15 protein-coding genes are annotated in these 19,728 nt (G+C 61.9%); all 15 read right to left on the bottom strand.

All coding sequences use genetic code 11. The features are described from left to right. Position 1: 1 nt before the first annotated feature. Positions 2–1,312 carry a TrkH family potassium uptake protein gene (locus H8695_RS00660; protein WP_249298846.1) on the bottom strand — a complete coding sequence of 437 codons (1,311 nt, stop codon included), beginning with the start codon at positions 1,310–1,312 and terminating at the stop codon, positions 2–4. A gap of 184 nt (positions 1,313–1,496) precedes the next feature. After that, complete coding sequence (gene rplT, locus H8695_RS00655; RefSeq protein WP_249298845.1) at positions 1,497–1,856, bottom strand: 50S ribosomal protein L20; 360 nt, start codon at positions 1,854–1,856, stop codon at positions 1,497–1,499. Between the two features lie 32 nt (positions 1,857–1,888). Next, positions 1,889–2,086 (bottom strand): 50S ribosomal protein L35, encoded by a 198-nt coding sequence (gene rpmI, locus H8695_RS00650; protein WP_249298844.1) that lies wholly within the window; start codon positions 2,084–2,086, stop codon positions 1,889–1,891. A gap of 25 nt (positions 2,087–2,111) precedes the next feature. Further along, positions 2,112–2,615 (bottom strand): translation initiation factor IF-3, encoded by a 504-nt coding sequence (gene infC / locus H8695_RS00645; RefSeq protein ID WP_249298843.1) that lies wholly within the window; start codon positions 2,613–2,615, stop codon positions 2,112–2,114. A 358-nt stretch (positions 2,616–2,973) separates the two neighbouring features. Then, the gene (obgE, locus tag H8695_RS00640) at positions 2,974–4,245 is read right to left on the bottom strand and encodes a GTPase ObgE (RefSeq protein ID WP_249298842.1); all 1,272 of its coding nucleotides are present in this window, start codon (positions 4,243–4,245) and stop codon (positions 2,974–2,976) included. A gap of 90 nt (positions 4,246–4,335) precedes the next feature. Continuing rightward, the gene (gene rpmA / locus H8695_RS00635; RefSeq protein ID WP_249298841.1) at positions 4,336–4,623 is read right to left on the bottom strand and encodes a 50S ribosomal protein L27; all 288 of its coding nucleotides are present in this window, start codon (positions 4,621–4,623) and stop codon (positions 4,336–4,338) included. Positions 4,624–4,628: 5 nt separating this feature from the next. Further along, positions 4,629–4,964 (bottom strand): ribosomal-processing cysteine protease Prp, encoded by a 336-nt coding sequence (locus tag H8695_RS00630; RefSeq protein WP_249298840.1) that lies wholly within the window; start codon positions 4,962–4,964, stop codon positions 4,629–4,631. 6 nt (positions 4,965–4,970) lie between these two features. Further along, on the bottom strand, positions 4,971–5,282 hold the full coding sequence (gene rplU / locus H8695_RS00625) for a 50S ribosomal protein L21 (RefSeq protein ID WP_249298839.1): 312 nt from the start codon (positions 5,280–5,282) through the stop codon (positions 4,971–4,973). Between the two features lie 117 nt (positions 5,283–5,399). After that, positions 5,400–6,269, bottom strand: coding sequence for a bifunctional 5,10-methylenetetrahydrofolate dehydrogenase/5,10-methenyltetrahydrofolate cyclohydrolase (locus H8695_RS00620; RefSeq protein ID WP_249298838.1), 870 nt, complete (start codon positions 6,267–6,269; stop codon positions 5,400–5,402). After that, positions 6,250–7,203 (bottom strand): prolipoprotein diacylglyceryl transferase, encoded by a 954-nt coding sequence (gene lgt / locus H8695_RS00615; protein WP_249298837.1) that lies wholly within the window; start codon positions 7,201–7,203, stop codon positions 6,250–6,252. Before lgt ends, H8695_RS00620 begins: the two co-directional genes overlap by 20 nt. Before the next feature lie 89 nt (positions 7,204–7,292). After that, positions 7,293–8,570, bottom strand: a complete 1,278-nt coding sequence (gene yfmH, locus H8695_RS00610; protein ID WP_249298836.1) for an EF-P 5-aminopentanol modification-associated protein YfmH — start codon at positions 8,568–8,570, stop codon at positions 7,293–7,295. Further along, the gene (yfmF, locus tag H8695_RS00605) at positions 8,570–9,850 is read right to left on the bottom strand and encodes an EF-P 5-aminopentanol modification-associated protein YfmF (protein ID WP_249298835.1); all 1,281 of its coding nucleotides are present in this window, start codon (positions 9,848–9,850) and stop codon (positions 8,570–8,572) included. Before yfmF ends, yfmH begins: the two co-directional genes overlap by 1 nt. 100 nt (positions 9,851–9,950) lie before the next feature. After that, positions 9,951–17,399, bottom strand: coding sequence for a GH36-type glycosyl hydrolase domain-containing protein (locus H8695_RS11645; protein ID WP_249298834.1), 7,449 nt, complete (start codon positions 17,397–17,399; stop codon positions 9,951–9,953). 45 nt (positions 17,400–17,444) lie between these two features. Next, entirely contained in the window at positions 17,445–18,590 is a 1,146-nt protein-coding gene (locus tag H8695_RS00595) for a lysylphosphatidylglycerol synthase transmembrane domain-containing protein (protein ID WP_249298833.1), read from the bottom strand. Further along, a complete protein-coding gene (locus H8695_RS00590) occupies positions 18,574–19,707 on the bottom strand; it encodes an MGDG synthase family glycosyltransferase (protein WP_249298832.1) in 1,134 nt (377 codons plus the stop codon). Before H8695_RS00590 ends, H8695_RS00595 begins: the two co-directional genes overlap by 17 nt. Positions 19,708–19,728: the final 21 nt, after the last annotated feature.

Here is a 19,728-nt window from a genome sequence, read left to right as displayed (position 1 = left end):
ATCAACCGATCATGAGTTTTGTCTCCGGGTAGCGCACGTCATCCCTGCGCTTTGCCAGTTTCATCGCTATGGTAAACGTGATGGTCAGAATGCCGAGCCGGCCGGCAAACATCAGAAAGATGAGAATCAGCTTGCTCAGCGCCGTCAACTGCGGTGTAATGCCCATGGAGATGCCGACCGTGGCAAAGGCCGAGACACACTCATAGGCGATGTCCCGCAGTGAAAACGGCTCAACCATGGAGATGACAAAGATGCTCGTCACCACGAGAACAATGGCGATGACCACCACCGCGACCGCGCGCAGCACGTCGTCGTAGCTGACTCGCCGGCCGAGCACCTCGATGTTGCGCCGGCCGCGGGCCACATAGAAGACCGCAAGCAGCACGACGCCCATTGTGACGGTTTTGACGCCGCCCGCCGTGGAGCCGGAGGAGCCGCCGATGAACATCAGAATCATGCTCAGCAGCACCGACGGCGACGTCATGGCCGACTGTTCGATGGTGTTGAAGCCCGCTGTTCTGGTCGTCACCGACTGAAAGAGAAACGCAAGTCCCTTTCCCTTGCCGTCGAGGCTGTCCATGATGGCGGGATTGTTCCACTCGAAGACAGCCAGCAGCAGAGCCCCGCCCACGACGAGCACCGCCGTGAAGACCAGCACCAGCTTGGAGTAGACGCGCAGCTTTTTAAAGCTGCGCTGATGGTAGACATCCTCCCAGACGATAAAGCCGAGCCCGCCTATGATGATCAGCAGCATAATGACCACATTGACCACGATGTCTCCCGAATAGGCGGTGAGACTGGAAAACGCGCTGCGCTGCCCCATCAGGTCAAACCCGGCGTTGCAGAAAGCGGATATGGAGTGAAATATCCCCTTGAATATCCCGTCTTTCCAGCCGAAGTCACTGGCGAAGCGGATGCTCAGAATGACCGCGCCCGTACCCTCAAAGATGAGCGTGCCGACGAGAATGTGTTTTGTCAGACGCACGACGCCCGCCATCTCGTCGACGCCGAGCGACTGCATCATCGTCAGGCGTTCGCTCAGCGAGATGGTCCGCCGGAAGAAAAAGGAGAACATGGTCGCCAGCGTCATGAAGCCGAGGCCGCCCGTCTGAATCAGCAGCAGAATGACAATCTGGCCGAATACGCTCCAGTGCAGGTAGGTGTCGACCACGATCAGACCGGTCACACAGGTGGCGCTGGTGGCGGTAAACAGCGCGTCAAGGGGATTGGTCCACTGGCCGCTGCGCGAGGAAATCGGCAGTGTGAGAAGCAGCGCCCCCAGCAGGATAACCAGAGCAAACCCGATCAGCATTTTCTCCGTCGGCCTTAAAACTTTGCGCTCTCTAACGCGAAAAATAGCACTCACCTCTTATGTTGATCAAACTTCTCTCATTATAATGACAGCGTTTTTATTCGTCAAGGCGACTCGCGGAATCTTAGCACCCCTTAACAACAAAGAGCAGATGGGGACAAACCCCATCTGCCTTGTGTCGTCTCTATTTTCCCAGCGCGGTGAGCGAAGTCTTGACAAGGCTCGCAAAGCCCGCCGGATCGCTGTGGGCAAGATCGGCGAGCACCTTTCTGTTGAGATCGATGCCGGCGACTTTCAGCCCGTGCATGAAAGTTGAGTAATTGGTGTTGTTCATTTTGCAGCCCGCGGAGATTCTGGTGATCCACAGGTTTCTAAACTCTCTCTTCTTCTGCTTTCTGCCGATGTAGGCATACTGCAGAGATTTCATAACGGCCTGGTTCGCCGTCTTAAACAGCCGGCTCTTGCCGCCGTAATAGCCCTTTGCGAGCTTGAGTACCTTTTTTCTTCTCTTGCGGGTCATCATCGCGCCTTTTACACGTGCCATCTATAAGTACCTCCTAGTAATGTTCAGTCAGTTTATTTGTACGGAATGAGCTTCTTGATTGCCGGCGCGTTGGTCTTGTCAGCATAGGCGGCGGCGCGAAGATTTCTCTTGACTTTGGTCGACTTCTTGGTGAGGATATGTCTTCTATACGCTTTTGCTCTCTTCACCTTTCCGGTGGCGGTGAGTTTGAATCTCTTTTTGGCACCAGTGTGCGTCTTGATCTTGGGCATTTTTCATTCTCCTTGTCTGTTTATATTATTTCGCCTGTTTTTGACTCATGAACAGTGACATGGTTCTGCCCTCGAGCTTCGGGGGCTTGTCGACGGTGCCAATATCAGTACAGCTCTCGGCAAAGCGGTTTAAAAGCTCGGTGCCGAGCGACGTGTGGCTCATCTCACGCCCGCGGAACCGAACTGACACCTTGACACGGTTGCCCTCGTTCAAAAACTTCTTGGCAGCCTTGACCTTGGTCTCAAAGTCGTGGGTATCAATGTTGACCGACATGCGGACTTCCTTGATTTCGACGACTTTCTGATTCCGGCGCGCCTCCTTATCCCTCTTGGCCTGTTCAAAGCGGAATTTGCCGTAGTCCATAATCTTGCAGACAGGGGGATTAGCGTTTGGTGAGATCTCAACCAGATCCAGATTGCGGGAATACGCCTGTGACAGCGCGTCGGACGACATCATGATGCCGAGCTGACTGCCGTCGGTGTCGATTACGCGCACCTGCTGATTGCGAATCTCCTCATTGATGAGCATTTCTTTGTTACTGATAGTGGAACACCTCCAAATTTCATTTTACAAAAAAGAAAACGGGCAATCAGCCCGTTTTTACCACATGCATAAAGCCGCCGAAGAGCGGTCTTACAATGAAGTATTGACCACGACAGCCAGCGCCGCCGGGTGAGCCGATTGAGAGCTGCTTTATTGTTCGATTTATTATAGCAGTCCGCCCCGTCATTGTCAAGGCTTTTTGCCCGAATCCGATCTCTTTTCCCTGTCGCAGACCGCCTTGCCTCTGCGCGGATGCCTGCTGTGATAATCCCGGCAGGCACCACAGTCGCCGCGGCGCTCACAGGCCGTGTTTACGCAGGGGCACTGCTCCCGGTGCTCCCCTCTATCGGACATACTCAAACTGCACCCCGTAGACCGACACAAGGTCGCCGTCCTGAATGCCCATTTCCTCAAGCTTTTTGTAGACGCCCGCGTTTGTGAGCACTTTCTGGAAGTAGGTCAGCGACTCGTAGTCGTCGAAGTTGACCGAGCCGAGCACCTGGAGAAGCCACTCGCCCTCAACCACGTAGAGCTCGCCCTCGCGGCGGATGTCGATACGGCGCTCGCCCTCGACGCTCTTTTGCACTGGCACATACTCGCTCTCGTAGATCTCAACAGGGGGCAGGTTCCCAAGCTCGGCCGCTATGAGATTGACGAGCTCGCCCGTCCCCTGCGCGGTTGCGGCCGACATGGTCACAAACCGATAGCCGAGCGACTCGACATGCGCACGAAAGCGTTCGATCTGCTGCGGGTCGCCGACGAGGTCGGTCTTGTTGCCGACAACAATCTGCGGCCGGGCGGCCAGCTCGCTGTTCCAGTTTTCGAGCTCACGGTTGATGGCCGTGAAGTCCTCAATCGGATCACGGCCCTCGCTGCCCGACACGTCGACGATGTGCACAAGCAGGCGGCAGCGGTCGACATGGCGCAGAAACTCGTGACCGAGTCCCTCGCCCTCGGCCGCGCCCTCGATGAGGCCGGGAATGTCGGCCATGACGAAAGACACGCCCTCGTCCACCCGCACGACGCCGAGCTGGGGTTTGAGCGTTGTGAAGTGGTAGTTTGCAATTTTGGGCTTTGCCGCCGACACCACGGACAGCAGCGTGGACTTTCCGACGTTCGGAAAGCCGACCAGCCCCACGTCCGCAAGCAGTTTGAGCTCGAGGATGAGCTCGAGCTCCTCCCCTCTGGTGCCGCTCTTGGCAAAGCGCGGGCACTGGCGGGTGGGGGTCGCGAAGTGGCTGTTGCCCCAGCCCCCCTTGCCGCCGCGGCAGACGACAAACCGCTCGTCACCGGACATGTCCTTGATGATCTGGCCGCTCTGGGCCTCCTTGATGACGGTGCCGCGCGGCACTTTGATCACAAGGTCCGCCGCGGATTTGCCCGTGCAGTTTTTTGTGGCGCCGTTGGCCCCGTTCTCGGCGATGTACTTTTTGCGGTATTTGAAGTCGATCAGGGTGTTGAGATGGTCGTCCACGACGAACACCACGTTGCCGCCGTTGCCGCCGTCGCCGCCGTCCGGCCCGCCGGCCGCCACATACTTCTCGCGGTGAAACGCGACGGCTCCGTTGCCGCCGTCTCCCGCTCTCACGCGGATTTTTGCAACATCAATAAACATGCGCTCACTCCCCTCCAACCGGCGAACCGGTTTTCACAACAAAAAATCTCAGATTATAAAAATCTGAGATTTTTCAAGCTCTGTTTGTCTTTACTGGGCAACGACGTCGTAGACGCTCACGCGCTTTCTGTCCTTGCCTACTCTCTCAAATTTCACTTTCCCGTCCACCTTGGCGAACAGGGTGTCGTCGCTGCCGCGGCCGACGTTGACGCCGGGATGGATCTTGGTTCCTCTCTGGCGAACCAGGATGTTGCCGGCCAGAACGAACTGACCGTCCGCTCTCTTGACGCCGAGGCGCTTGGACTCGCTGTCACGGCCGTTCTTAGTGGAACCGACGCCTTTTTTATGGGCAAAAAACTGCAATCCTAATCTGATCATCTTTTTCACACCTCCGAATGTATCACGTTCAAAAACTCCGGGCACTCCTCTTCGAGCAGCTCAAGCTGTAGAAGAAGCGCGCGAAGAGCGATTTGGCACTGCTGCATGCACTCATCGTCCATCTCCCCGGGCAGGGTGAGCGACACAAAAGCGTCCTCCCTGCGGGAGCGAACCTGCGCCGCGACGCCGATGATCTCGACGACCGCGTTGACAGTCAACTGAACCGCGCTCGAAACGCCCGCGCAGACGATGTCCTCGCCCGCCTCGGCGTATCCGCTGTGGCCCGAGATCTCAAAGCCCAGTATTCTCTGCGCTCTGGTTCGGAAAATCGCTCTGGTCATGAAACCTTACGCGTTGATCTTTTCGATCTGAACCTTGGTATAGAGCTGTCTGTGGCCCTGGCGTCTTCTGTAGTTCTTCTTGGCCTTGAACTTGAAGACTCTGATCTTCTTGCTCTTGCCCTGTTTGACAATCTTGCCGGTCACAGTGGCGCCCGAAACACTCGGCGTGCCAACGGTCAGGGTGTCGTCCTTGTTCAGCGCGAGCACATTGTCAAACGTGACCTCGCTGTCGGCTTCCCCAGCCAGTTTCTCGACGTAGATGACGTCGCCTTCCTGTACTTTGTACTGTTTGCCGCCGGTTACGATAACTGCGTACACACAAAGCACCTGCCTTTCTCAACAAGCTCGCTACTGTCAGGCAGGATGCTGTTGCAATCCGTTTGGGAGCCCACAATACGCGGCACTTTAGAGTATACCACAGCGAAATTCACCGTGTCAACCACATTCTTGTGTGTTTTTGACGGCCAGTTTTGCCGCCTTTATGGTGTTTTCAAGGAGCATGGTAATGGTCATGGGCCCCACGCCGCCGGGCACCGGCGTGATCAGCGACGCGATCTCGCTGACCGGTCCGAAATCGACGTCTCCGCATAGTTTTCCCTCGGCGTTTCGGTTCATACCGACGTCGATGACCACGGCTCCGGGCTTCACCATATCGGCTGTGACAAAGCCCGCTTCGCCCACCGCCGAGACGAGAATGTCCGCCCGGCGGGTCACCTCCGGCAGATTCCGTGTTCTGGAGTGGCAGAGCGTCACCGTGCCGTTCTCATGCATCAGCAGCATGCCGACCGGCTTGCCGACAATGTTGCTGCGGCCGATGACGACGCAGTCTCTGCCGCAGATCTCCACATTCTCCCGGCGCAGCAGCTCCATGACGCTCGCCGGCGTGCAGGGCAGAAAATCGTAGCTGCCGATCATGATGCGCCCGACGTTCTGCGGATGGGAGGCGTCGACGTCCTTGCGCGGGCTGACGGCCTCAATGGCGCGCTCAGGATTGATCTGCGGCGGCAGCGGCCGCTGGATGAGAATGCCGTGCACCCGATTGTCGGTATTGAGCTGCTCGATCTCGTCGAGCAGCTCCTCCTCGGTGATGTCAGCCGAGAGCTGCAGGACCGTGGAGCGGATGCCGACCGCCGCGCAGGCCCTGGCCTGGCTTCTGACATAGACCTGCGACGCCTGGTCGTCGCCGGCAATCACAACGGCGAGATGGGGCGTCACGCCCCGTTCGGCGAGCTCTCTCGCCTGAACGGCGACCGAGTCGCGCACCTGCTGTGCAATGCTCTTTCCGTCAATGATCTTCGCCGGCATCGGTCTCTCCCTCTTCCCCACTCTGCTCTTCAGCGGCTTCCCCGTGCTCCTCCTGGGGAGACGGGCTGTCCTCCGCCTGCTTGAGGTCTCCGATCTCACCTGCAAACTGCGGCACATAGTCGGACGGCTTTTCTGCCCGCAGGCGGCGCAGCTTGAGCGCGATTACGACAACCGCCGTGACAAAGCAGATGAGCCCCACCCACATGGAGGTGCGCAGGCCGAGAATCATCAGGCTGTCGGTGCGCAGACTCTCGATGAAAAAGCGTCCAATCCCGTACCAGCCCGTATAGCACCAGAAGATGTATCCCGGAAACTTGATGTGGTTGAACAACACCAGCAAAATGGCAAGGCCGATGAAATTCCACAGCGACTCGTAGAGGAATGTCGGGTGCACGCAGGTCCTGACCCCGCGGATGACGAGCTCCATGCGCCAGGGCAGATCGGTCACCTCGCCGTAGGCCTCCTGGTTGAAGAAATTGCCCCAGCGGCCGATCGCCTGGCCGAGCATCAGACAGGGCGCCAGCACGTCGAGCACTTTCCACATGTTCATCTTTCGGATTTTGCAGTAGACGATGACCGTCAGCACCGCGCCGATGATCGCCCCATAGATACCAAGGCCCCCGTTCCAGATGGCGATGACGTCGTAGAAGCTGTCGTAGAGCTCGGGCATCTGCAGCACATAGTAGAGCCGCGCGCCGATGATCGACACCGGCGTGCCGATGAGAATCATGTTGAGGTACTCGTCAAAGTTCTCCCCGTACTTTTTGCACAGGCGCATCGCCAGCAGCGCCGCGAGCACAAAGCCGGTCGCGATGATGATCGCGTACCAGTAGAAGTCCTTGCCGAAGAGCGTAAAGGCGACCCGGCTGACATTCAGGTCATGGATGCCGAGGCCCGGGAATGAGATCGGGCCGGTTCCGTTTGGCTGGAGCATCAAAATCACCATTTCTCCGCACGCAGTATTGGCTCGGCCATCACCGCGTGCGGGCAATGACGCCTCTATGTAGGGGGCCGTCCCCCTGTCTATTTTTCGTCGGACTCGATGACCGAGAGCGCAAGCTGCGACGGACGGATCTCTCTGAGCAGCGCGTTGATTTTTTCGCATGTGGCGCCGCGGTACGCCTCGATCATCTCAAAGACGGTCGTCTTTTTAAACTCGCACTCCATCAGGGACTGGGCCGCGTCGTCGGTGCTGTCGAGAACGGCCACCGCCCGGCCGTAGCCGACGCGGCGCGCGCGCTCAAAGGCGTCGGCGTCAAGGCCCTGTCCGGCGAGCGCGGCGAGCTTTTCGCTGAACTTTTCAAAGACCGCCCGCGGGTCACGGCTCTCGCCGCTGACAATAGCCGCGGCAAAGCTGCCGCCGGTGAGATACTCCCTGGCGAAACTGCCGCCGATCAGGCCGCTGTCGTAGAGCTCGCGGTAGAGCTCCGTCCCCCTGCCGCAGAGCGCCTCGAGCAGAATGTTCCAAAGAGCCTCGTGCTCGGCGCCGGCAGCGCCCGTGAGGCCGACGTCGTGGTCCTTGACGCCGATGCAGAACAGCGGCACTGGCACGGGCAGCGACTGGCGCACAAAGCTCTCGCGCACCTCGCGCGGCTCCTCCACCGGCGCGCGCTCAAAGGCAATGGGCTCGCGGTCCTCAAGCACCCGGTCGCAGACTTGAATCACCTCGTCGGCCGTGACCGGACCGCAGACCGTGATGACCATGTTGCGGGGATTGTAAAAGGTCTCGTAGCAGCGGTAGAGCACCTCGGGTGTGATCTCGGCGATGGACTCGACCGTGCCGGCGATGTCGATGCGCGCGGGGTGATTGTGGTAGAGCGCCGCGAGCAAATTGAACATGGCGCGCCAGTCCGGATCGTCGTCGTACATGCGGATCTCCTGGCCGATGATCCCCTGCTCCTTTTTCACGGTCTGCTCGGTGAAATAGGGGTGCTGCACAAAGTCGAGCAGAATCTCGAAAGACTCGGAAAACTGCTCCGTGCAGGAGAAGAGATAGGCCGTCTTGTCAAAGCTTGTAAACGCATTTGCCGAGGCGCCCGTGCGCGCATAGCGCACAAAGGCGTCCTCCCCCTCGCTCTCAAAGAGCTTGTGTTCGAGAAAGTGGGCCACACCGTCGGGCACACGGGAAAACTCGCTCTCGCCAGCGCGGCGAAAGCAGTTGTCAATCGACCCAAAATGGGTCGCAAACATCGCATAGGTATTTGAAAAGTCGGGCTTTTCATAGACCAGCACACGCAGGCCGTTCGGCCGTTTTATCAGGGTGATCTGCTCGCCCAGTTTTTCGTCGCGGATAATCTGCATCAGCCCACCTCCTTTGAAGTTCCCCTGAGGAAGTAAATCGTGTCGAGTGTGACGCTCTGCGCCACGCGGATGACGTCATCCCTTGTGACTCTTCCCAGCGCGGCAGCCGCGTCGTCAAGGCTCATCTCGCAGCCCGCCAGCACGCAGCCGAGATACCAGTCGGCAAGCGTGTGCGGGAAGTCGGCCGATGAGCGGTAGGTGTTCTCCATGGCCTTGCGGGCCGCGGCGAACTCCTCCTCGGTGAAGTCGCCCCGGCGCACGGCGTCGAGCTGGGCGAGAATCTCCTCGCGGGCACGGCCCGCATTCTCAACCTCGACGCCGGAGTTCACCAGCATCAGGCCCTTGTGTTTTTCCAGCAGCGAGGAGCAGTAGTAACACAGCGAGAGCTTCTCGCGCACATTCATAAAGAGCTTGGACACCGGCGTCGCGCCGTAGATGCCGCTGAACATCACGAGCGCCGGATAGTCCTCAGAGCCGAAGCTCACGCCGCCCGTTCGAAAGCCGAGGCAGAGCTTGCCCTGCGCGACCGCCATCTCGTCGGTCGTCTCGCGCGGCGACCCGGCCGCCGCCGTCACCCGGGTCGGCGGCAGCGCGCGCGGCGAGCGCTGCCGTCCGGCGAAAGCGCCGGCAAGCTTTTTCGCAATTGCCCCGCCGTTTTGTCCGATGACAAAGAACTCCAGATTTGCCGTCTGAAGCATGTCCCGGTAGTGACCGTAGAGCTCCGCGCCCGTGAGCTCCTCGATGCGCGAGCGCTCGCCGTACTCGTTGACCGCGAACGCCTCGCCCTGGCACATCACCTCGTAGGTGCGGCGCAGCGCATAGCGCCGCTTGTCGTTGATCTGGGCGTCGATGCGGTCGATGAGATTCTTCTTCTCCTTTGCGACAATCTGCTCATCAAAAGCGCCGTCTCGCATCAGGGGCCGGAAGATCAGCTCCAGCACAAAGTCCGCCGCGCTCTCGAGCAGAGGCTCCCCGCCGAGCGCGTACCGGTCGGCGAGCAGCGTCAGATAGAAGCCGGCAATCTGCCGGTCGCCGCGCTTTTGGATGTTGACCGAGAGGCTCGCGCCGTAGAGGCTCTCCAGATAGCGGTTGAGTTCGGTCATATCCGGGTAGCGCTCGCAGCCGCGCACCAGCACGTAGGGCACCAGGGCGTTTTTCGAGGCCTCCTGCTCGCTGAGGGTGCTCACAAACTGCACCCCGATGGTATTGGTCTTAAATTTGTCGGTCCCTATGACATTGCAGTGGACACCGGGCGCAATGGCCCTGCGTTCAAATTCCATATGCTACACCTCGTCTGTTCCTTTTCAAAGTGAGCGCCAAAGGCGGCGGAAAATTCTGTATACAGTATGGTATTATACACGATTTTTCGTGCAATTACCATCACAGGATGAGTTTGATTTTCGCCCCGTCGGAAAAGGCGAACGGGCCGTCCATACGCTGGCCGTCAAGATAGACACCGGCATCCTCCCCGCGGCGGCATTCGACCTCGGCCGTCTTGCTGCCGAGGCGCACGCGCAGACGAAAGCCCTCCCACCCGCGCGGCAGCGCGGGGGAAAACCAGATCTTCCCGCCGCTCATGCGAAGCCCCAGAAGAACTCTTGTCAGCAGCGTGTAGTACCAGCCCGCCGACCCTGTGTACCAGGTCCATCCTCCGCGGGCGTAGTGGTCGGGATTCGCGTAGACATCAGCCGCAATCACATAGGGCTCCACCCGGTAGTTGGCAAGGGAGATCTCCTTTTCCGCCCGGCGCAGAGGGTTGAGCGCCTGCACCATCTCAAAGCCGCGCTGCGCGTCGCCGAGCGCGTACACGCCCATCGCGCCCCAGACCGCGCCGTGGGTGTACTGCCCGCCGTTCTCACGCAGACCCGGCCCGTAGCCGCGGATGTAGCCCGGGTCATGCGGGCCGTCGGCAAAGGGCGGCCAGAGCAGCTTGATGATACCCGCCTCGCGGTCAAAGAGCCGCTCCCAGGCCTCGCCCATGGCGCTTTGGCACCGCTCGGGTCTCCCGTCCGAAGCGAGCACCGCAAACGCCTGCGTGATCAGATCGATTTCGCACTCGCCGGCGCCCGGCTCGCCGAGCGGCGTGCCGTCGGCATAGAAGCCGCGAAGATACCAGCTGCCGTTGTAGCCGCTGCTCTGTACGGCCGCGCACAGCTCCTGCGCCCGGGCGGTGTAGTAGCCCGCGTCGCCGCCCCGGCGTTCGGTGAGCGCCGCAAAGCGGCGCAGCACCATGCTGAGAAACCAGGTCAGCCAGACGCTCTCGCCCTCGGTCTCGGTTCCGACGCGGTTCATCCCGTCGTTCCAGTCGCCGCCGCGGATGAGCGTCATCCCGTGCGCGCCGCTTTTGTCGCAGGCCGCAATGGCCCGCACGCAGTGCTCGTAGAGGCTCTCGCGCAGTTCGCTGCGCCGCGGGGTAAAGTAGCGCTCCTGCTCGCCGGGCTTCAGAGGCGCCGCGTCAAGGTAGGGCACCCTGATGTCGAGAATGTCCCAGTCGGCGGTGTGGTCGAGATACTCGCACACCGCCCAGGGCAGCCAGAGCATGTCGTCGCTGCACCGCGTGCGCACGCCCGGGTGCCCCATGCCCGGCTGCTGGGGCAGCGGATGCCACCAGTGCTGCACATCGCCCTCGACAAACTGGTGGGCGGCACAGCGCAGAATGTGGACCTTGAGCTCCTGCGGCAGCTGCAGCGCCATGTTGGCACAGTCCTGCAGCTGGTCGCGAAAGCCGTATGCCCCGCCGCACTGGTAGAAGCCCGTACGCCCCCGGATGCGCGAGGCGATGGTCTGGTAGGGCAGCAGCGTGTTCACCAGCGCGTCGATGTCGGCGTCGGGCGTCGACACCTCGAGCGCGCCGAGCAGCTCCCGGCTCTCCCGGCGGGTGTGCGCCGCGACATCTTCGCGGCGCATAAGCTCCTCCACCGAGCGCAGCAGTTCCCGTTCGCTTCGCGCCACGCCGAGAACATAGCGGATTTTCTCGCTCTTTTTCCCGGGCAGCTTTCGGGTGACAACGGCGCTCACCCCGCTCTCAAAGCCCCGCTCAAAGTGCAGGCCGCCGCCCTTTGAACGGGCCGATAAAAAGCCCATCTCACCGGGATAGACCGAGTTGTACGGATTTTTCATAATCAGCGTCTCCCCTCTGCGCTCGCTGCTGACAAACATGGCGTGCCGGGCGTCCACTCCCAGCACCGGGCGGAAGTTGTACAGCAGGCGAACCGTGTGCTCGGCGTCGCTTGTCAGCTCCACGTCGCAGACCTTGGCGCAGCAGTCCTCCGGCACACATACGGTGATTTTGGCGGTGATGCCGCCGCATTTCGTCTCATATTGCGCGGCGCCCGGCGAGAATTCCGCCCGGCTGCTGCAGGCGAGCAGATCCCACCGCTCGCCATCCATCTCCAGCAGCAGATACTCCCCCGCCTCGCGCAGCGCGTCGCCGCTCCAGGGCGAGAGTTTGTTCTCGCGGGCGTTGTAGGCGAAGCTGTAGAGAATCGCCCGGTCGCTCACCATGGTGCCGAATGTCCGGTTTGCCAGCATCCATCCGTAGGGCGCATGGGGCACGCCGCTCGGGCGGATTTCCACTCGGTCGCCGTGCACCGTCACGGTGGGCTTGGCGGACTTTTTTCGATCGCGCCGCGCTGTCAGATGGGGCGGCGTCGCATCCTCAAGTTCCTCCGGCTGTGTCTCGTTTCCGGGAGCGTCAAGCTCGCGCGAGAGCGCAGCGGCCGCGTAAAAGAGTGTGCGGTACGCGTCCTCCATGCCCTCGGTGTTGATCAGATGCACCCCTGCGAAATCGCCGAGCGCGCCCGATTGGCCGGTCTTTCTGAGCAGTTCCTTGAGCGCATTGTAAAACGGCCTGTGGTAGTCTCCCGCCTCGGCGTAGAGCACGACGAGATCAAACGCAATGCCCATCGCGCCCGCGAGCGCATGCAGCCGAAAGTAGGGTTCGGCCCGCTCGAGCTGCTGCGGCTCGCCGAGTTCCAAAAGCAGAATCGGGTTGTCTCCCGAGACGCCGTACTTCCACAGCCCGCTCTGGGAGAGCGTGTTTTTTTCAATTGCCTCCACCCGGCGGCTGCTTGTGTGATCCTCCCAGATGAGCTTCGGCAGAAGCGCCGCCATGAGCTTCTCCTGCTCGCCCGTGGCCCCGCAGCGCCGGCGCAGCATGCGCGTATGCTCCGCGAGAACGCCGGCCGCCCCCGCAAAGCTCGCCTGGCGCGCGGCGCTGACCGCCTGCTCACACTGCTCGCGCGTCTCGCCCGCCGCCAGAATCAGCGCGGCCGAGCCGCGATCCTGCGCCGAGAGAGTCAGGCGGATCGCACAGGCTGCGTCGAGCGGAGTTCCCGTGTCACCGGAGAATTTTCGCTCAAAGAGAGCCGTCAGGTCCTCCCCCCGCGAGAGGCGCGGCAGCAGCCGCTCGCGCCGTGTCTCAAAGAGAAACTCCCGGCGGCTGTCGCGCAGCGCCGCCGCCATCCACAGCTCTCCCTCCCCCTCGGCGCGAGGCCGACGGCGGTAGTAGAGAATGCGCCGGCGCTCATCGTAGTGGGTCTCAATGCTGAGATTGGAGAATGCCGGGTGGGCGGCCTCGGCACTCTGGGCATTGAGCGTCGGCTCGGCGTAAAAGAGCAGCTCGCAGGACTCCGCCGCCCGGCCCTGCCGCCGCACGCCGATCTCATAGATCACCGCGGCGCTGTCGGCGAGCAGCGTGCTTTTGAGCTCCCCCGTCCATCCGCGGTGCTTCGCGCTGTGCGTGATGCTGCCGCAGGAGAAGGCGCTCGCATACTCCACCCGGTCCTGGTAGAGCGGGGCGGGCGTCAGCGAGAACACCGAGCCGCCCGCGCGCACGAGGAAAAAGGCGCCGAAGGGGTTGCTCTTCTCCTGCCGAAAGCGCAGCAGCATCCGCTCTCTGAAGCGAAGAAATCCGAGACCCGCGTCGGTGTCGACCAATGTCAGCGCGCCGTTTGAGAGCACCCCGCAGCGCAGCCGGTCCAGGTCATACCCCTCGCAGTGCAGCGCGTCGTCCTGCCGGCGGCGGACACGCGGAGCGCTCTCCTGCCGCGCCGGTCGGTCGGCGAGCTTCGCAGGACCCACCGGCAGCTTTTCCTCAAGCAGTTCTCTCGCCGCGGCCATCGCGGGGTCCGCCATGAAGCGCCGCTGCATGCGGTTGTCAAAAGCCGCATTGTCAACCGCCGCGAGGCTCATGCCGACGTGGTGGGCCATAAAGCTCTTGACCAGCTCCCGCCGGTCGGTCCGCTCGGGGGTGAAGTCGACCGCCTCAAAGAAACCGAATTCACCGCGCGCGCCGAGCGCCTCGAGCCGGTCCAGATTCTCATAGGCCCTCTTCGGCGTGAAAGGCAGGCTCAAAAAGGTCGCGTAGGGCGCGACCACGTTGTCTCGCTCCATGCCCCGCTTGAGCGCGAGCTTCGGCACGCCGAACGCGCGGTACTGAAAGTTGAACGCGTTGTCGAAGTCATAGTAGCCGCTCTCTGAGACGCCCCACGGCACCCTGCGGCGCGCGCCCAGCTTGCGCTGTTCATAGAGCGCGAAATCAATGGCCTCGTCCGTGAGCGAGTAGCGCACCACCGGCAGAAAAATCGCCGGCATCAGATACTCAAAGGCTGTGCCGGTCCAGGAGGCGAGGCCGAGGTAGCGGTCGTCCTCGACGAGGTTTCGCCCGAGTGCAAACCAGTGCTTCACCGGAACCTCCCGCCGGGCGACGGCGATGTAGCTCAGCGCACGCGCCTCACTCATCAAAAGGTCATAGCAATTGTCGCTCATGCTCTCGTTTTCGGCGTCGTAGCCGATGCGAAAGAGCTGTTCCCTCTCGTCATAGAAGACGTCGAAGCGGGTGTCGTCAATCATACGCCCGATGCGCTCAGCGCAGCCGGAGAGCTCTGCGCAATCGCGGACGTACTCCCCGAGTCCCTGCCGCAGGGCGATGAGCGCCGAGATGAAATTCCCGCTGTCCACCGCCGATACATAGGCCGGGTGCAGCACGGTGAGATCGCCGATGTCATACCAGTTGTAGAGATGGCCGCGCCACTTCGGCAGCCGGTCGATGGCGTCGAGCGAGCGCACCAGCCTGTGGTAGAGCTCACCGGCTGAAACAAAGCCGAAGTCGGCCGCCGCGAGCAGCGCCAGAAGCCCCATGCCGATGTTGGTCGGCGAGGTCCGCCGCGCGACCACCGGATGGGGCACCTGCTGAAAATTGTCCGGGGGGAGATAGTTGTTCTCCTCGGTCATAAAGCGGGCGAAGAACTCCCACATCTCCCTCGCGTAGGTCTCCAGCCGCTGCCGGTCGGGCTCGCCGCGGCGCTCGTCTTTCTCCACACGGCTGACCCGCCACGCGACAAACGGCGAGAGGGCCCACAGCACCCCGAGCAGGCGAAAGAGCGGGTAGGGCGACACCAGCGCCAGAAGCGCCCCGACAGCGAGCTCCGGCCACATTCGCCGCAGGACTGCGGCGAATGTCCCTGTGTTTTTTCTGTCGCTCTGGGCCGCCGTCACCCAACTGAGCAGGTTTTTCTTTGACACCCACAGCCGGTAGAGAGTGCGCACCACAGCGTCGAGCGAGACGCGCGCCTGGTAGGCCGACAGAACCAGCTGGAGCAGAACTCTCAAAGCGGTGGCGAGCGGGCCGTTTGTCACGCCGCTGCGGTAACGGCGGCGCAGCAGGCCGAATTCCCCCTCTACAAAGAGCTCTGACACGGTTGTGAAAAGCGGCAGCGCAAACGCGAGAAAATAGATCGTGAGCGCAAAATTGGCGTGATCTCCCCCGCCGAGACCCGCAAACAGCACCGCCAGAACCGCGGATACCACCGTCAGCGGACGGCGCAGGTTGTCGAGAATCTTGACTTTTGACAGGGGGTTGATGGGGTTTCTCACCCGCTCGCCACGCCCGTTGACAATGGTGCGGCGCAGGTAGGGCAGCAGCTGAAAGTCGCCGCGGATCCACCGGTGAAGCCGGTCGAAGTAGGAGGTCACTCTGGCGGGATGCCCGTCGTAGAGCGTCACGTCCGTGACCAGCCCGCAGCGCAGAAAACTGCCCTCAATCAGGTCGTGGCTGAGAATGCGCTGTTCGGGAAAGGCGTGGTTGAGAAGCGTGTAAAACGCGTCCACATCGAAGATACCCTTGCCGCAGAAGATGCCCTCGCCGAACAGGTCCTGGTAGACGTCGCTGACGGCGTTCGAGTAGATGTCCAGTCCTCCATGACCGGCCATGATGCGGGTGAAAGGGCTCTGGTTTGCCGCCTCGAGCAGTGTGCCGATGCGCGGCTGCAGCACGCCGTAGCCCCGCACGACGCGGCCGTCTTCTATCTCGGCGCGGTTGACCGGGTGCAGCAGGATGGACACGAGCTCACGCGCGGCGTCAATGCGCAGCTCGGTGTCGCTGTCGAGCGTCAATACGTATTTGATCCCGTCAAGGCGAAGCCTGTCGCCCGCCAGCACCCGCACGCCCGACGGCTCGCCGCGCAGCAGCCGCGCGAGCTCCACCAGAGCGCCGCGCTTGCGCTCCCACCCCATGTAGGCATTCTGCTCCGGCGAATAGGTCCGCCCGCGGTAGAGCAGCAAAAAGGGCTCGCCCTCGCTGTCGGCGTTGAGCGCCTCGATTTTTCCGCAGACATATGCGGCGAGCGCCGCATCCTCGTCGCTGTGCTCGGCCGCTGCGTCCTTGAGATCGACAAGCAGGCCAAAGCGAAGATTTCGATCGGGGTTTGAGCGCGCAAAGCGCGCAAGGCGTCCGAGCAACTCGTCAGCCGAGTCCCGGTCGGTGAGAAGCGCCGTCACGACGACGAGGGTTCTGCCCTCGTCCGGGATGCCGCGGTGCAAATCCATGCGAAGCAGGTAGGTGCCCGGTGTGAACTTTGTCAGTGCATACTCCACAAGCAGCTTGTTGAGCTCAAACAGCGGCAAAAACAGAAGTCCGCCCAACACCCAGCCGCAGAGCATAATCAGTACCGGTGTGAGAATCAAAGGAGCTGCCCAGAGCGCCGTCAGATAGCGCGAGAGTGTTCTGCGCGGGTCCTTTCGCTGTGTGAGATACCAGCCGACGTGCCGGTGCCGCTCGTCCGACCCCTGCTGCGCCTGCGCGAGAACGCGCTGCATCAGCTCCACCTCCGATATGCCCTCGCGCCTTGCGCGCTCTGCCACCCGGGCGCGCAGAGTCTGTCTGGAGCGGTCGTCCATTTTAGAGTAAATTCCGGCAGGATCCCGGCGCAGAAGCTGCTCGGTGCGGCTGATCTGCTCATAGACCACCACCATATCAAAGCTGCGCAGAGCGCGCAGCCCCTCGATGCAGTACTGCATCACGCTGCGCGCCACCGCAGGGGTATCGGGCTGCGCCGCGGGGTTTTTCAGCAGCGCGCAGTACTCGGCGATGCGCACTCCGAGCGCCACTTTCAAAAACACCGGAAAGGCCCAGAGCTCATCCCCCGCCAGCACACGCGCTGACTGGGCGCCGTCAAGATAGGCCGCGCTCCCGCGCTCCCCGATCGGCCCCTCCGCCCCGGCATAGAGCCGCGCAAGCACAAAGGCCGCCGGCTCGCGGCTATCGTGCTCCCCCGTGACGGCGGGCAGCCGCCCGATGCAGCGCAGCTCGTGCAGCGACCATTTGAGTTCATTTTCAATCAGATAGTAGTTGTCGACGATCCACTCCTGCGCGCCGGAGAGCGGCTTCGTCTCGGGCCGGTCCGCAATGGCGCGGTAGTACCGCCCGATACCCGCCAGTGCCTCCCTCGCTGCGGCCTTTGCCCGCTCGGGCCCCACGCTGCCGCTCTGTGTCAGCGAGAGAGCGCACCTCTCGCCGTATTCATAGTAAAAAGCCTCTTGTCTTGGCACTTTTGTCTCCTCCGGCGGGCCGTCTGGCCGCGTTCACATTTTTCACTATTTTTCCCAGAGAAGCGCCTTTTCATTCAGCCCGGGCAGAGACGAAAAAAGGGCCTTTCGATTTCTCGAAAGGCCCGCAGAGCCATGTTGCATTTTTACCGAACACGCCTTGCCCGGCGCAGCAGCAGAAGCTGGGCGGCGATGCACACCGCGCCGCTGACGGCGACGACGACATAGAAGCTGATCATGCGCGAGGCGAGCGCCCCCGCCGCCACATACTCCGCCGGAAAGAGCATTCCATAGAGCAGCAGTGCGCCCGCCTCGGCGGCGCCCACCGAGCCCGGCAGCGGCAGTGCCGAGACCCCCCATGGTCAGCACGGCCTGCACCACCACAAAGGCAAACAGACTTTTGCCCGAGAGGCCGAAAGCGCGAAACACAAAATAGGGCACGCTGTAGAGCGCGGCGAGCTGAATAAACGTGCGCACAAATACGCCGGCCACAACGCCGCCGTTTCGGCGCATGTGGACAAAGCCCTGGTGAAACTCGCCGATCTGGACGGCTGCCCTTGCGCGCAGTCCCGACGCATCGCGAACCAGTCTCAGCTTCGCAAGCAGGCCGATGGCGCCGCTGACAAGCCTCTGCGCCGCCCGTTCGGACACGGCACAGGTGAGCATGGCCGCGACGATTAAGACGTTGGTGCCGGCGCTGACAATCATGGGGTATTTGAGCAGCCCCACCTCTCCCCCGAGCACAAAGTGAAAGAGAACAAAGGAGCCGACACCGAAGCCGAGCAGCGACATCTGGTAGACTATCGACAGCGTCAGAAGACTCACCGCCGACCGGGAGACCCGAATGCCGTCGCGGTGCATGTAGTAGACCTGCGCCGGCTGGCCGCCCGTGGAGGATGGAGTGATGGCGCTGAAATAATAGCCGATAAATGAGTATTTGACACAGCGAAGCAGGCCCACCCGCTCGCCGAGAGTCGCAAGGACACTTCGGTTGCTCAGCGCCTCGCAGCAGAGATTGACTCCCATGGCGGCAAGGCCCAAAAGAAGAAAGCGGGGCCTTACCACCAGGCCGCGCAGATCTCCCGGCGAGGCGTCCCGAAAGAGCCACCAGAGCGTCAGCGCCACAAGCGCCAGCATCACTGTGAGCCAGCCGATTTGACGCGGGCGCTCCACACGCTCAGATTCTGCCTGCATTCCATACCCTCCCTATCGCCGCGCCCTCTTGAGGAGCGACCGGTGTAAAACAGATGATCGGTCTTGCCAGGAGCGCGTCAAACGCCGCGCCGTCAAGGCCGCTTGAAAAAGCTCTCATGTTCTCGCGCATGCCGCGAAGAGTCTCCCCCTCGCTGAGCACGGCGCCGATCTGCGCCGCAATCGCAGCGCCGCCGGCCGAGAGCACTCTGCCCATACGGCGGCTCTCGACAAAGGCGGCGTTTGCGCGCTCCTGCGACAGCTTTGCCGGCAGCAGAAGCAGCGGACAGTTGACACGGATCGCCTCAAATACGCTCACCCCGCCGGGCTTTGTCAAAATGGCGTCCGAGCGTCTCATATAATGCGCCACATCGTCGGTGTATTCCACCGCTTCGATCGTCGCAAAGCGCCCCTGAAGCTTTCGATAGAGGACGCGGTTGCCCCCCGTGAGCACGGTTGTGCGCACGCCGGGCAGCGCCGCGAGCTGCTGGTAAAAACCCATACCGCGCGGCAGACACCCATCGGCGCCGCCCATGACAAGCAGTCGGCTCTCCCCGTCCGATACCCGGTATGCCGCCGGAGAAAAGCCCCGGCGCACCGGAATCCCCGCGGGCAGAATATCCTGCGCGCGCACGCCCTTGCGCACCAGGGCCTCCCGCACCGATTCGCTGCCGACCAGGTAGCAGTCAGTGCCGGTGTTGATCCACTCGGCATTGTCGCTGATGTCGGTCACACAGCTGACGAGGGTGACGTCGCTCCCATAGCGCCGCTTCATCTGCGAGGCGATCTGCGAGCACAGCGGCAGCACCGACAGGAGAAAGTCGGGCCGCTTCTCGCAGCAGAGCTCATAGAGCCTGGCCGCGAAAAAGCCCGGCAGCGGCGCCGGCACATCGCGCAGATGCCGGTCGTTGAAACGGCTGTAAAGGCGGCACAGCGCGCTCATGTGGGCCGCCATGCGCGCATAGCCGCCATAGAGCAGCGCGCTTGCGTGCGGCAGGCTGTACTCGAGCAGATCGACGCTCTCCATCTCAATGCCCCGGTGTGCGAGCTCGTCCTCGAGCGCCCGACAGACCGAGCGGTGTCCGCCGCCGAAGCGACCGGTCAGAAGCAGTCCCCTCATGGTCATTTCCCCTTTGAGAAT

This window comes from Feifania hominis, from assembly GCF_014384765.1.
Lineage (GTDB): Bacteria > Bacillota > Clostridia > Oscillospirales > Feifaniaceae > Feifania > Feifania hominis.
Note: the sequence above shows the minus strand (reverse complement) of the source record. Positions and strands in the feature narration are given on the sequence as shown.